This is a genomic window from Streptomyces deserti (assembly GCF_054782695.1).
This window is the reverse complement of record NZ_BAAGRZ010000002.1, coordinates 179459-191415: the sequence shown is the minus strand read 5'-3', so window position 1 is coordinate 191415 and position 11957 is coordinate 179459. Positions and strand designations below refer to the sequence as shown.

Here is an 11957-nt window from a genome sequence, read left to right as displayed (position 1 = left end):
GGATATGGGATATCATCCCGCATGTGAAACGAGAGGGTGTGGAGGCCGACCCCGTCGACGCCCGGCTCGGCGCGCGCCTGGCCGAGCTGCGGGCCGAACACGGTTGGTCCCTGGGGGAGTTGGCGGAGCGCAGCGGGGTGAGCCGGTCCACCCTGTCCCGGGCCGAGCGGGCGGAGATCAGTCCCACCGCCTCGCTCCTGAACCGCCTGTGTGCCGTCTACGGACGGACCATGTCCCAGCTGCTCAGCGAGGTCGAGGCCGAGCCGGCGCCGCTGGTGCGGACCGCCGAGCAGCCGGTGTGGGAGGACCGGTCCTCCGGCTTCGTACGGCGGTCCGTGTCCCCGCCGCACGCCGGGCTGCGCGGCGAACTCGTCGAGGGGCGGCTCGCCGCAGGCGCCGACATCGCCTACGACCGCCCGCCCGTGCCCGGCCTGGAACAGCACATCTGGGTCCTGGAAGGAGCTCTCGCGGTGACGGCACAGGACATCGAGCACCGGCTCGGCGCGGGCGACTGCCTGCGGCTGCGGGTGTGGGGGCCGACCCGGTTCCGGTGCCCCGGCCCCGAGGACGTGCGCTACGTGCTGGCGGTGGTGCGGCCATGACCGTCCGCCGTCTGGACGAAGCGCAACTGCTGGAGGGCAGCGAGGAGTTGGCCGACCTGCTGGCCGACACCGTCGACGGCGGTGCCTCGATCGGCTTCCTCGCGCCGCTCGACCGGGCGCGGGCCGTCGCCTGGTGGCAGGGGCGGGCCGCCGCCGTGGCCGCCGGGCAGCTCGCCGTGTGGGTGGCGTACGGGCAGGGCCGGGCGCTGGGCACCGTGAGCCTCGCCTTCCCTGACAAGCCCAACAGCCGCCACCGCGCCGAGCTCGTGAAACTCATGGTCCACCGCGACGCCCGCGGGCGGGGCCTCGGCCGCGGGCTCCTGGCCGTCGCGGAGGAGGCGGCCGCGGAGGCCGGCATCACCCTCCTGCACCTGGACACCGAGACCGGCAGCCCCGCCGAGCACCTGTACCGCTCCGCCGGCTGGACCCGGGTCGGCACGATCCCCGACTACGCGGCGGATCCGGCCGGTGTCCTCAGGCCCACGACGATCTACTGCAAGTACGTGGGCGCAGCCGCTCCGACCAGGTGATTGTCAGTGGCAGCGGCTACGGTGCCTGCCATGCCGGATGCCGAAGACGTACGACGGATCGCCCTGTCCCTGCCGGACACGACGGAGAAGACCGCCTGGAGCATGCCCACGTTCCGGGTGGCGGGGAAGATGTTCGCCACCCTGCCCGAGGACGAGACCTCCCTCGCCGTGCGCTGCCCCAAGGAGGAGCGCGACGAACTGGCGCTCGCCGAACCGGAGAAGTTCTGGATCGCCGGCCACGAGGCACAGTTCGCCTGGGTGAGAGTCCGCCTCGCCGCGCTGGAGGACGAGGAGGAACTGCGCGACATCCTCGCCGACTCCTGGAGACAGGCGGCCCCGCCCCGCCTGCTGGAGGCGCACCCCCGGCTGGGACTGCCGGCCGTGGACTGATGAGCCGGGAGGCGTTGTCGGTGCCCCGTGGCATGATCCGGGGCACTGAGCGGCAGCCGGGGCTGGAGGGGGGCTCCGGCTGCCGCCGACCGCTACGTGCCCGCCCGGCGCCCGGTGAACTCCCCGATGCGCGCCCGCAGGGACCGTGCGTCCAGTCCGTGCGCGGCGACATGCTCCTCGACGGTCCCGTACCGGCGCAGTTCACGCCGGCCCACGCCCAGGCCGAGCACCCGGTGCGGTACGTCGGACAGCGCGTCGTTCGCCGCGGCCGTCGACGTGCCCGCCAGGTACGGCTCGACGAGGACGACGTCGGCCCCGGCCGTCTCCGTGGCCCGGCGCAGGGCGGCCGCGTCGAAGGGGCGGACCGTGGTCGCGTACAGAACCGTGAGGTCGAGGCCCTTTGTCGCCTCGATCACGGCGTCGAGCATCGGCCCCACGGCGACCACGACACCGGAACGTCCCTCGCGCACGGTGCGGAACCGCTGCCCGTCCACGGGCCGTGCCTGCGTGTTCGACTGCACGGACAGCCGCACGTAGACCTTGTCGTCACCGGCGGCGACCGCGTGCCGCAGCAGCGCCTCGGCCTCGTCCGGATGCCCCGGTACGTGCACGCTCCAGCCGTCCAGGGTGTCGAGCAGCGCCACGTCGCCGGGCGCCATGTGCGTGTACCCGCCGGCCGGCCAGTCGAAGGAGGCGGCGGCGCTCACCAGCACCGCGCCCGCGTCCTGGTGCCCGAGGTCCAGCTTGACCTGCTCGAAGGGCCGCTCGACGAGGAAGCTGGCGAAGGTGTGCACGACGGGCCGCAGCCCGGTCAGCGCCAGCCCCGCGGCCGCCCCCACCAGCAGCTGCTCGCGGATGCCGACGTTGATCACCCGGTCGGGATGCCGGCGCCGGGCCTCGGCGAAGCCGTCCGTGCCGATCTCGGCGAGGACTACGGCGACCCGCGGATCCTCGTCGAGCAGCCGGGTAACGACAGGGGCGAAACGGTCACGCATGGTGTCCACGGAAGTCGGTCCTTTCCGAGCTCAGAAGGGGATGGAAGGAGGCGGTTTCACGCGTGCTTCGGCTCGACCCGGGCCACCACCACGTGCGGGCGGCCCGGATGCGGCGCGGTGAAGGCGGCATGCAGCGCCTCGTGGTCCCGGCCGTCGACGGTCACCGCCGACCAGCCCGCCGCCTCGAAGCGGGCGGCGATCCCGCCGGGCAGCGCATGACTGGCGGAGGAGTTGTCGACGACCACGGTGTGCAGCCGGTCGAGCCCGGCGGGCCCGGCGAAGGCGATCGCCTCGTGGTTGCTGCCCTCGTCCAGCTCGGCGTCCCCGATCAGCACCCACACCCGCGGCTCGTCGAGCCCCTGGGCGCGCAGCCCCAGCGCCGTGCCCACCGCGATCGGCAGGCCGTGCCCCAGCGACCCGCTGCCGATCTCCACACCCGGCACGAGCGTGCGGTCGGGATGGTGCCCGAGCGGGGAGTCGTACGAGCCGAAGCCCGGCAGCCACTCCACCGGCACGAAGCCCTTGGCCGCCAGCACGGCGTAGTACGCCATCGGCCCGTGGCCCTTCGACAGCAGGAACCGGTCCCGCCCCGGGTCGTCCATCCGCTCCGGGTCCACCCGCAGCACCCGGTCGTAGAGGACCCACAGCACGTCCAGCGTGGACGTCGCGGCCGGGCCGTGCTTCTCGTCGCCCGTCATCAGGCCCATGAGCCCCGGCAGCTCCGTGTAGTCGTACGCGCGTCCGCGTTCGTCGGTCGTCGTCATACGGCGAGCGTGCAACCTCAAGCAAACTTGAGGTCAAGCCCGGCCGGGACGGCGGCTTCCCGCCTGCCCCGGAGAAAGGCGCGCGCGATCACCGGCCCGAGTGCGGTATTGTTTCCCTGCACGTTCGGCCAGGGGAAACCCCAGGTCAGACGGGCAACGGGACGTGGCGCAGCTTGGTAGCGCACTTGACTGGGGGTCAAGGGGTCGCAGGTTCAAATCCTGTCGTCCCGACGTGTGAGGTCGTAGCTCGAAGGCCGCCTTCTCAGCGATGAGAAGGCGGCCTTCGTCGTGTTCGAGAGAGTCGTGTTCTGTGTGGCGCCAAAATTAGAACCGTTCTTTTTCTTGAACCGTTCGTGTTTACGGGGATAGGTTGTGCGGCATGACCGCAGCCCCGCCTCCGACCACCGCCGAGGAGCTGCGCGGTGCCGGCCTGCGGGTGACGGCCGCTCGCGTCGCGCTGCTCGAGACCGTCCGGGACGGTGACCACCTCGGCGTCGAGGCGATCGCCTCCGGGGTGCGCGAGCGGGTGGGCCACATCTCCCTGCAAGCCGTGTACGAGGCTCTCCACGCGCTCACCGCGGCAGGGCTCATACGCCGCATCGAACCGCCCGGCAGCCCGGCCCGGTTCGAAGGACGCGTCGGGGACAACCACCACCACCTCGTGTGCCGGTCGTGCGGTGTCCTCGCCGATGTCGACTGCGCCGTCGGCGAGGCCCCTTGCCTGACCGCGTCCGACGACCGAGGCTTCTCGATCGACGAGGCCGAGGTCATCTACTGGGGCCTGTGCCCCGCATGTTCCACCGCCAGCAGTTCCTGAGCACCGTGAACCACTTAGTTCGGAAGGACCCCCATGGCTGAGAATCCCGATGCGATCGTCACCGACCCGAAGATGGAGGAGGCCACAGGCGGCTGCCCGGTCGCGCACGGGCGTGCCCTGCACCCGACCCAGGGCGGCGGGAACCGCCAGTGGTGGCCGGAGCGGCTCAACCTGAAGATCCTCGCCAAGAACCCCGCCGTGGCCAACCCCCTCGACGAGGACTTCGACTACGCCGAGGCCTTCAAGTCCCTCGACCTGCCGGCGGTGAAACGCGACATCGCGGAGGTGCTGACGACCTCGCAGGACTGGTGGCCCGCCGACTTCGGCCACTACGGCCCGTTCATGATCCGGATGGCCTGGCACAGCGCGGGCACCTACCGGATCAGCGACGGCCGCGGCGGCGCCGGCGCCGGTCAGCAGCGCTTCGCCCCCCTCAACAGCTGGCCGGACAACGCCAACCTCGACAAGGCCCGCCGCCTGCTGTGGCCGGTCAAGAAGAAGTACGGCCAGAGCATCTCGTGGGCCGACCTCATGATCCTCGCCGGCAACGTGGCCCTGGAGACCATGGGCTTCAAGACCTTCGGCTTCGGCGGCGGCCGCGAGGACGTCTGGGAGCCCGAGGAGGACGTGTACTGGGGTCCCGAGACCACCTGGCTCGACGACCAGCGCTACACCGGCGACCGCGAGCTGGAGAACCCCCTCGGCGCGGTCCAGATGGGCCTCATCTACGTCAACCCGGAGGGCCCGAACGGCAACCCGGACCCGCTCGCCGCGGCCCGCGACATCCGTGAGACGTTCCGCCGCATGGCGATGAACGACGAGGAGACCGTGGCCCTGATCGCCGGCGGCCACACCTTTGGCAAGACCCACGGCGCCGGCCCGGCGGACCACGTCGGCGCCGACCCCGAGGCCGCCTCGATGGAGGAGCAGGGCCTCGGCTGGAAGAGCACGTACGGCACCGGCAAGGGCGCGGACACCATCACCTCCGGCCTGGAGGTCACCTGGACCACCACGCCCACCCAGTGGAGCAACAACTTCTTCGAGAACCTCTTCGGCTACGAGTGGGAGCTGACCGAGAGCCCGGCCGGCGCCAAGCAGTGGAAGCCGAAGGACGGCGCGGGCGAGGGCACCGTCCCGCACGCCCACGACTCCTCGAAGAAGATCGCCCCGAACATGCTCACCACGGACCTGGCGCTGCGCTTCGACCCGGTCTACGAGCAGATCTCGCGGCGCTTCCTGGAGAACCCCGAGGAGTTCGCGGACGCCTTCGCCCGGGCCTGGTACAAGCTGACCCACCGCGACATGGGTCCGAAGTCGCTGTACCTCGGCCCGGAGGTCCCCGAGGAGACCCTGCTGTGGCAGGACCCGCTCCCCGAGGCCGACGGCGAGCCCATCGGCGCCGCTGACATCGCGGTCCTCAAGACCAAGCTCCTCGAGTCGGGCCTGACCGTCTCGCAGCTGGTCACCACCGCGTGGGCGTCGGCCTCCACCTTCCGCGCCAGCGACAAGCGCGGCGGCGCCAACGGCGCCCGCATCCGCCTCGAGCCGCAGCGCAGCTGGGAGGTCAACGACCCGGACCAGCTGGCGCTGGTGCTGCGCACCCTCGAGGGCGTCCAGCAGGACTTCAACGCGGGCTCCGCCAGGAAGGTGTCCCTGGCCGACCTGATCGTGCTCGGCGGCTGCGCGGCCATCGAGAAGGCGGCCAAGGACGCCGGCTTCGACATCGAGGTGCCCTTCACGCCGGGCCGCGTCGACGCCACCGAGGAGCACACCGACGCGGAGTCGTTCGCCGCGCTGGAGCCGACGGCCGACGGGTTCCGCAACTACCTCGGCAAGGGCAACCGCCTGCCGGCCGAGTACCTGCTGCTCGACCGGGCGAACCTGCTCAGCCTGAGCGCCCCCGAGATGACGGTCCTGGTCGGTGGCCTGCGCGTCCTGGGCGCGAACCACCAGCAGTCGCAGCTCGGCGTGCTCACCACGACGCCCGGGGCCCTGACGAACGACTTCTTCGTCAACCTGCTCGACCTGGGCACCACCTGGAAGGCGACGTCCGAGGACCAGACCACCTTCGAGGGCCGTGACGCCGCCACGGGCGAGCTCAAGTGGGCCGGCAGCCGTGCCGACCTCGTCTTCGGCTCGAACTCCGAGCTGCGGGCGCTCGCCGAGGTCTACGCGAGCGACGACGCCAAAAAGAAGTTCGTGACGGACTTCGTCGCGGCGTGGGACAAGGTCATGAACCTGGACCGGTTCGACCTGGTCTGATCGTTCCGAGCATTCGGATCGTTCGGAAGGGCCCCGCGGGTGAAAGCCCGCGGGGCCCTTTGCGTGCGTCTGTGCGCGTCGAGTGGTACGCCGCCGAGCGCGCGACGCGGCGGTGTCAGATCGCGCAGCCCGCGTGCGCCAGCGCCTGCTTCAGCAGCACCCCGTGCCCGCCCGGCATCTCGCTCTGCACCGCCGGCGAGATGGCCTCCTGCGGGCTGAACCACACCAGGTCGAGCGCGTCCTGCCGGGGGCGGCAGTCACCGGTCACCGGCACGATGTAGGCGAGGGACACCGCGTGCTGACGGGGGTCGTGGTACGGCGTGATGCCCTGCGTCGGGAAGTACTCCGCGACCGTGAAGGGCTGGAGGGAGGCCGGAACGCGGGGCAGCGCCACGGGGCCGAGGTCCTTCTCCAGGTGGCGCAGCAGGGCGTCGCGGACCCGCTCGTGGTGCAGTACACGGCCGGAGACCAGAGTCCGGCTGACCGTTCCGTCGGGCCCGATGCGCAGCAGCAGCCCCACGCTGGTGACTTCGCCGCTGTCGTCGACGCGCACGGGGACGGCCTCGACGTACAGGATCGGCATGCGGGCGCGCGCCGACTCCAGTTCGTCGGGAGTCAGCCAACCGGGCGTGGTTTCGGTCATGTCAGACATCGCTTGATCATACTTTCAGCGGTTCGGGCTTCCCGGTAGCCGCTCCGGGACAACTGTGATCAGCCACACGCCGGCCGGCTTTCGGACAGCCGGTAGACCCGGCGGGCGTTGTCGCGCCCCGCCCACGCGGCGGTGCGCAGCGCGTCGGGAAGGGCGGGTAGGCGGCCTGGCGCTGGAAGGGCCGGCAGTGCAGCAGCAGGACGGGGCTCGTGCCAGCCCGCCAGGTGCAGCCAGTCCGTGAGGTGGGTGGGCGCCACCCGGTGCGGCCGGACGTCAGGGCTTCACGGCCACCGCGCCGTACTGCGGTACGGGCGTGGGGGAGCCGTGTCCGGCACGCCACTGCGAGCACGACACCATGCCGGGCTCCAGCAGCTCCAGCCCGTCGAAGAACGCGGCGATGTCCGCGCCACTGCGGGCGGTGATCGGCGGAGTGGCGTTCTCGTTCCAGAACTTCATGGCCGGGATCTGACCCGCGCCGCCGAGGTCGTCGTCGAAGGTGGGGTGCGTCAGGACCAGGTAGCTGCCGGAGGGGACGGCGGCCATCATCTGGCGCACGATGTCCCGGGCCTTGTCGGTGTCGAGCACGAAGTTGAGGATGCCGAGCATCATCACCGCGACGGGCCGGGTGAGGTCCAGGGTGCGCGTGGCCCGTTCGAGGATGGTGTCCGGGTGGTGCACGTCGGCGTCGATGTAGTCGGTGACGCCCTCGCGGCTGCCGGTCAGCAGCGTGCGGGCGTGCACCAGCACGATCGGGTCGTTGTCGACGTACACGATCCGCGAGTCGGGCGCGATGCGCTGGGCGATCTCGTGGGTGTTGTCGGCCGTCGGCAGGCCGGTGCCGATGTCGAGGAACTGCCGCACCCCGCGCTCACCGGCCAGGAACGTCACCGCGCGGCCCAGGAAGTCGCGGTCCGCGCGGGCGATGTCCCGGATGATCGGGAACATGCCGGCGACGTGCTCGCCGACCTGCTGGTCGACCTCGTAGTTGTCCTTGCCGCCGATCCAGTAGTTCCACACGCGCGCGTTGTGCGCCACACCGGTGTTCAGCCTCGCGGACCCGCTCGTCGGGGTGTGGCTCTCGCTCACGTCACTGCTCCTTCTCGCGCGTGCGGCCGTCGCCGCCCATTGTGCCGTCCGGTGATCACCAGTGTCCTGGGAATCGGCACAGGAGCGGTGGGCCGGCGCGTCCACGGCGTCCGAGGCCCGTGATCCGCCGTCGCCGCCGTCCGAGCAGGCCGCGGTGGTTCAGCGGCGCGCCCGCCGCCAAGGCCGCGGCGAGGAAACGGGCGGGGCGGAACGGACGACGCCCTCGCGGACCTGGAGGATCCTGCCGCAGTGGGCGGCGACGTCGGCGTCCTGGGTGACCATCACCAGGGCGGCCCCGTGCTCGCGGGTCACGGAGGTCAGCAGCCGGACGACCTCCTCGCCGGTGGCCTGGTCCAGGGCACCGGTCGGCTCGTCGGCGAAGACCACGTCCGGGTCGGTCGCCAGGGCGCGGGCGATGGCGACGCGCCGGGCCTGTCCGCCGGACAGCTGGTCGGGGCGGCGCCCTTCCAGTCCGTCCAGGCCGAGCGGCGCGAACCAGCGGCGGGCGCGGGCCACGGCCTGCTCGCGCGGGGTGCCCTCCAGCATCAGCGGCAGGGCGACGTTCTCCTCGGCGGGCAGCCCCGGCAGCAGCCGGCCGAACCGGAAGACGAACCCGAACCGCTTGCGGCGCAGCGCGCTGAGCCTTTTCTCGCCCAGCCGGTCGATGCGTTCGCCGCGCAGCAGGACCCGGCCGTCGTCGGGGCGGGTGACGCCGGCCAGGGTGTGCAGCAGGGTCGACTTGCCGGACCCCGACGGGCCCGTGACGGCGAGGGAGGCGCGGGCCGCGACCTCGATGTCCACGCCGGACAGGGCGGTGGTGGAGCCGTACTTCTTGACGAGGCCGTGTCCGGCCAGGACGGTGCTCATGATCGCGTGCCGTGTCCTTTTCAGCGTGCGACGTCCAGGTCCCTTCCGGAGCAGGTGCGAGCTTCCCGCGTTCCATCACGTGCGCCTGATGTGCGGGGGGAGGGGCTGCACCCGAGGAAGTGGCCCCAGCCTCGCGCGCGGGCACCGGAGCGCGCCTCGGCCGTTCGGCCATGCTTCACACACGAGCCTCGGCCGTTCGGCCGGTGCCCATCACGGACCAAGAAGCGCCTCGCTGGCCATGGCAGCGCCTCGCCGCCCCGCGCACCGAGACACCCACCGGGCACCTCGCCGCGATGGCGGCCGAGTCAGCGCTTGACGCCCACCCCGCCGTACAGCGAGACGGGACCCTCGTCCTCCGCCTCCCCGTCCGCCGGGGGACGCCAGTCCTTCACGGACACGATGCCCGGCTCGACCAGCTCCAGCCCCTCGAAGAAGCGGCCCATCTCGGTGTGCGAACGGGCCACCAGCGTGACCCCGCTCGCCGCGTACGCCGCGATGCCCCGCCGTACGTTCTCCGGCTCGAAGTCGGCGGTCATCGCGGACAGCACCAGGCAGCTGCCCGGCGCCAGCGCGTCCACGAGGGTGTCCACCAGGTGGTGGGCGCCGTCCTCGTCGGCGATGAAGTGCAGCAGGGCGATGAGGGACAGCGCGACGGGACGGCCGAAGTCGAGGACGGCCGCGGCCCGTTCGAGGATCGTGTGCGGGTCGCGCGCGTCGGCCTGGAGGTACTCCGTCACGCCCTGAGGAGTGCCGCGCAGCAGCGCCTCGGCGTGGGCGAGGACGATCGGGTCGTTGTCCACGTAGACGATCCGCGCGTCCGGCGCCACGGACTGGGCGATCTGGTGCAGGTTGGGCTCGGTCGGGATGCCGGTGCCGATGTCGAGGAACTGGCGGATTCCCGCCTCCCGGGCCAGATGGCGCGTGGCGCGCTGCATGAACCGGCGGTTGCTGCGCGCGGCCCGCGGTGCCCCCGTGTCGATGGCCATGATCTGCTCACCGAGCCGCTCGTCGACCGGGTAGTTGTCCTTGCCGCCGAGGAACCAGTCGTACACCCGCGCGGGATGCGGTCGGGTGGTGTCGATCCGGTGAGCCACCGGCCCGGTCGCGGTCACGCGTGCTCCTCAGCTCGCTCCTCGGATTCCCCCTGCTCAACTGGGGGATGGGGAGCAGTCTGACATGATCACCCCGCCCGGCCGAGACACTCTTCGGCCACTTCCTTGTCCACCGCCGCCCGCACCAACGCGGCGGCGAGCACGGCCGGGTCGGTGTTCTTCGCCAGCTTCAGGAGCCGGTCGGGCGCCGTCGGCAGCTTCAGCCGCTCCGCACCCTGCAGGGCCTTGCGGTCCAGGTACGGGGCGGTCTCCGGCCAGACCCGCTGGGCCTCGCGCAGGAAGATGTCGGCGCCGGCCGGGCCCACGCCGGGGAACTCCTGGAGCAGGTGGCGCAGTTCGGAGACCTTGCCGTCGGCCTCCTTGCGCAGCCGCCGCAGATCGCCGCCCCAGCGTGCGAGCAGCAGCTCGGCGGCGTCGCCGAGCTGGGTGGCCGTACGCTCGTCGTAGCGCCGGTAGCCGCCCCGGCCGAGCGCGTCCACCCGTTCCTGCCAGTCGGCCTCGGCCATGCGGCGCGGATCGCGCAGCCCCGCCGCGTACAGTTCACGGGCGGTGGCCACGGCGATCGATCCGCGGATGCGGGCACTGAGCAGATGCGCCAGCACCAGCAGCCGGTACAGCGGCTGCGGGGTGTCCTTCAGCCGGATGCCCGCTTCCTCCGCGTACGTCTGCCCGTGCGCGCCGACGAGTTCCCGTAGGACGCGCTCGTCGCGGTTCACGGCCTACGCCTTCTACGGATCGTGGCCGAGCGTCATCAGCCGGTGCCGGAGCTTCGTGTCCTGGGCCTGCGGTTCGTTCTCGAGGTCCGTCTGCGCGGTGACCGTCTCCACGACCTTCCGCATGACACGGATGTCGTCGTCGGTGAGGTCGGTGCGCCGCTTCTGCAGGATCGCCAGGACGTGCTGCCCGGTGGGCGTGCCCGCCTCCTCGGGCAGCGGCTCCGCCTTCTCGTCGGCGTCCCGGACCCGCAGCCAGGCCGCCAGCTCCGCCGAGGTCATGTTCACCACGCGGTGGAAGTCCTCCCACAGCGCGTCGAGTTCGAGGGCGTCGGTCATCGAGTGCCCCTTCCGTACGTACGTGCGCGTCCGTCCCTCAGGCGCCGTCGCGGGGGAAGTTCTCGGCGTCGAACATCCACCGCTGCTTCTCCAGCTCGGCCGTGATGCCGATCAGCAGGTCCTGCGTGACCAGGTCGGACTTCTCCGTCGCGTCGATCCGCTCGCGCAGCCGCCCGATCGCCGCCTCCAGCGACTCCACCATCACCTGTACGACGTCCGAGTCGCGCAGCCAGCCGTCCTTGGGGGCGGGCAGGTGGAAGGCCTGGGCGATGGTCTCGGGACGGCCGTCCGGCGGCACGCCGAGCGCCGCGGCGCGTTCCGCCACCGTGTCGGCGTACGTACGTGCCGTGGAGACCACCTCGTCGAGCTGGAGGTGGATCGAGCGGAACCTCGGTCCCACGATGTTCCAGTGCGCCTGCTTCCCGATGAGCGAGAGTCCGAGCAGGTCGACCAGGGTGTCCTGCAGTGCCTCGCAGGTGACCCGGCGGGCCTCCTCGGGCAGGGTGCTCTTTACGACCGATGTCATAGAGCGCTTCTCCTTCTCGTGTCGTCCCTGGATGTACCGGCTCTGGAGGTGCGGAGCAGCTCTACGCGCTCCTCCTCGCAGGTCCCGCCCCAGACGCCCGACGCCTGTCCGCTGCTCAGCGCGAACGTCAGACAGTCGGTGGCGACCTGGCAGCGGGCGCACACGCGCTTGGCCGCGTCGATGTCGCGCAACGCCGGACCGCTGGTGCCCACGGGGAAGAACAGGTCGGGGTCCTCACCCACGCACGCCGCTCTCCGCAACCACTCCATGCGGGCGCGGGTGCCCCGGGCGAACCGGTGCAA

15 protein-coding genes, 1 tRNA gene and 1 pseudogene are annotated in these 11957 nt (G+C 71.8%); 6 read left to right on the top strand and 11 right to left on the bottom strand.

The window, feature by feature from the left end:
* The first annotated feature begins 23 nt into the window (after positions 1-23).
* From ACYVMZ_RS07170 to ACYVMZ_RS07160, 3 genes are read left to right on the top strand one after another with little or no spacing between them, the layout of a single operon-like run.
* Entirely contained in the window at positions 24-602 is a 579-nt protein-coding gene (locus ACYVMZ_RS07170; RefSeq protein WP_461076716.1) for a helix-turn-helix domain-containing protein, read from the top strand.
* A complete protein-coding gene (locus ACYVMZ_RS07165) occupies positions 599-1132 on the top strand; it encodes a GNAT family N-acetyltransferase (protein ID WP_461076714.1) in 534 nt (177 codons plus the stop codon). Before ACYVMZ_RS07170 ends, ACYVMZ_RS07165 begins: the two co-directional genes overlap by 4 nt.
* Positions 1133-1162: 30 nt before the next feature.
* Complete coding sequence (locus ACYVMZ_RS07160; RefSeq protein WP_461076712.1) at positions 1163-1522, top strand: MmcQ/YjbR family DNA-binding protein; 360 nt, start codon at positions 1163-1165, stop codon at positions 1520-1522.
* A gap of 92 nt (positions 1523-1614) precedes the next feature.
* On the opposite strand, the gene ACYVMZ_RS07155 is transcribed toward ACYVMZ_RS07160, so the two are convergent.
* Together ACYVMZ_RS07155 and ACYVMZ_RS07150 are read right to left on the bottom strand one after the other, a co-directional pair.
* Complete coding sequence (locus tag ACYVMZ_RS07155) at positions 1615-2526, bottom strand: transketolase family protein (RefSeq protein ID WP_461076710.1); 912 nt, start codon at positions 2524-2526, stop codon at positions 1615-1617.
* Between the two features lie 47 nt (positions 2527-2573).
* Positions 2574-3281: a transketolase gene (locus tag ACYVMZ_RS07150; RefSeq protein WP_461076708.1), complete on the bottom strand. Its 708-nt coding sequence runs from the start codon at positions 3279-3281 to the stop codon at positions 2574-2576.
* Positions 3282-3438: 157 nt separating this feature from the next.
* Here ACYVMZ_RS07150 and ACYVMZ_RS07145 point away from each other — a divergent pair.
* From ACYVMZ_RS07145 to katG, 3 genes are all read left to right on the top strand, one after another.
* Positions 3439-3512 (top strand) — tRNA-Pro (locus tag ACYVMZ_RS07145).
* Positions 3513-3660: 148 nt separating this feature from the next.
* On the top strand, positions 3661-4098 hold the full coding sequence (locus ACYVMZ_RS07140; protein ID WP_461076706.1) for a Fur family transcriptional regulator: 438 nt from the start codon (positions 3661-3663) through the stop codon (positions 4096-4098).
* Between the two features lie 33 nt (positions 4099-4131).
* Positions 4132-6360 carry a catalase/peroxidase HPI gene (gene katG / locus ACYVMZ_RS07135; RefSeq protein WP_461076704.1) on the top strand — a complete coding sequence of 743 codons (2229 nt, stop codon included), beginning with the start codon at positions 4132-4134 and terminating at the stop codon, positions 6358-6360.
* Positions 6361-6475: 115 nt separating this feature from the next.
* On the opposite strand, the gene ACYVMZ_RS07130 is transcribed toward katG, so the two are convergent.
* The 9 genes and pseudogenes from ACYVMZ_RS07130 to ACYVMZ_RS07090 form a co-directional block, all read right to left on the bottom strand.
* The gene (locus ACYVMZ_RS07130; RefSeq protein ID WP_461076702.1) at positions 6476-7012 is read right to left on the bottom strand and encodes an NUDIX hydrolase family protein; all 537 of its coding nucleotides are present in this window, start codon (positions 7010-7012) and stop codon (positions 6476-6478) included.
* A gap of 157 nt (positions 7013-7169) precedes the next feature.
* Positions 7170-7287, bottom strand: a pseudogene (locus tag ACYVMZ_RS07125) (amidohydrolase family protein); the annotation flags it as partial.
* On the bottom strand, positions 7286-8098 hold the full coding sequence (locus tag ACYVMZ_RS07120) for an SAM-dependent methyltransferase (protein WP_461076700.1): 813 nt from the start codon (positions 8096-8098) through the stop codon (positions 7286-7288). The gene ACYVMZ_RS07120 and the pseudogene ACYVMZ_RS07125, both read right to left, overlap by 2 nt.
* Positions 8099-8257: 159 nt before the next feature.
* A complete protein-coding gene (locus tag ACYVMZ_RS07115) occupies positions 8258-8965 on the bottom strand; it encodes an ABC transporter ATP-binding protein (protein ID WP_461076698.1) in 708 nt (235 codons plus the stop codon).
* Between the two features lie 305 nt (positions 8966-9270).
* Complete coding sequence (locus ACYVMZ_RS07110; protein WP_461076696.1) at positions 9271-10077, bottom strand: SAM-dependent methyltransferase; 807 nt, start codon at positions 10075-10077, stop codon at positions 9271-9273.
* A 68-nt stretch (positions 10078-10145) separates the two neighbouring features.
* Positions 10146-10793, bottom strand: a complete 648-nt coding sequence (locus ACYVMZ_RS07105; RefSeq protein ID WP_461076694.1) for an HhH-GDP family DNA glycosylase — start codon at positions 10791-10793, stop codon at positions 10146-10148.
* A gap of 12 nt (positions 10794-10805) precedes the next feature.
* Entirely contained in the window at positions 10806-11129 is a 324-nt protein-coding gene (locus ACYVMZ_RS07100) for a DUF3140 domain-containing protein (RefSeq protein ID WP_461076692.1), read from the bottom strand.
* A 37-nt stretch (positions 11130-11166) separates the two neighbouring features.
* A complete protein-coding gene (locus ACYVMZ_RS07095; RefSeq protein WP_461076690.1) occupies positions 11167-11655 on the bottom strand; it encodes a Dps family protein in 489 nt (162 codons plus the stop codon).
* Positions 11652-11924: a WhiB family transcriptional regulator gene (locus ACYVMZ_RS07090; protein ID WP_461076688.1), complete on the bottom strand. Its 273-nt coding sequence runs from the start codon at positions 11922-11924 to the stop codon at positions 11652-11654. Before ACYVMZ_RS07090 ends, ACYVMZ_RS07095 begins: the two co-directional genes overlap by 4 nt.
* Positions 11925-11957 lie beyond the last annotated feature (33 nt).

What these genes read in the sequence shown, in the direction of transcription:
- ACYVMZ_RS07165 (WP_461076714.1), top strand. Translation starts at nt 599, where the DNA reads ATGACCGTCCGCCGTCTGGACGAAGCGCAACTGCTGGAGGGCAGCGAG.
- ACYVMZ_RS07160 (WP_461076712.1), top strand. Translation starts at nt 1,163, where the DNA reads ATGCCGGATGCCGAAGACGTACGACGGATCGCCCTGTCCCTGCCGGAC.
- ACYVMZ_RS07150 (WP_461076708.1), bottom strand. Translation starts at nt 3,281, where the DNA reads ATGACGACGACCGACGAACGCGGACGCGCGTACGACTACACGGAGCTG.
- ACYVMZ_RS07140 (WP_461076706.1), top strand. Translation starts at nt 3,661, where the DNA reads ATGACCGCAGCCCCGCCTCCGACCACCGCCGAGGAGCTGCGCGGTGCC.
- katG (WP_461076704.1), top strand. Translation starts at nt 4,132, where the DNA reads ATGGCTGAGAATCCCGATGCGATCGTCACCGACCCGAAGATGGAGGAG.
- ACYVMZ_RS07130 (WP_461076702.1), bottom strand. Translation starts at nt 7,012, where the DNA reads ATGTCTGACATGACCGAAACCACGCCCGGTTGGCTGACTCCCGACGAA.
- ACYVMZ_RS07115 (WP_461076698.1), bottom strand. Translation starts at nt 8,965, where the DNA reads ATGAGCACCGTCCTGGCCGGACACGGCCTCGTCAAGAAGTACGGCTCC.
- ACYVMZ_RS07100 (WP_461076692.1), bottom strand. Translation starts at nt 11,129, where the DNA reads ATGACCGACGCCCTCGAACTCGACGCGCTGTGGGAGGACTTCCACCGC.
- ACYVMZ_RS07095 (WP_461076690.1), bottom strand. Translation starts at nt 11,655, where the DNA reads ATGACATCGGTCGTAAAGAGCACCCTGCCCGAGGAGGCCCGCCGGGTC.
- ACYVMZ_RS07090 (WP_461076688.1), bottom strand. Translation starts at nt 11,924, where the DNA reads ATGGAGTGGTTGCGGAGAGCGGCGTGCGTGGGTGAGGACCCCGACCTG.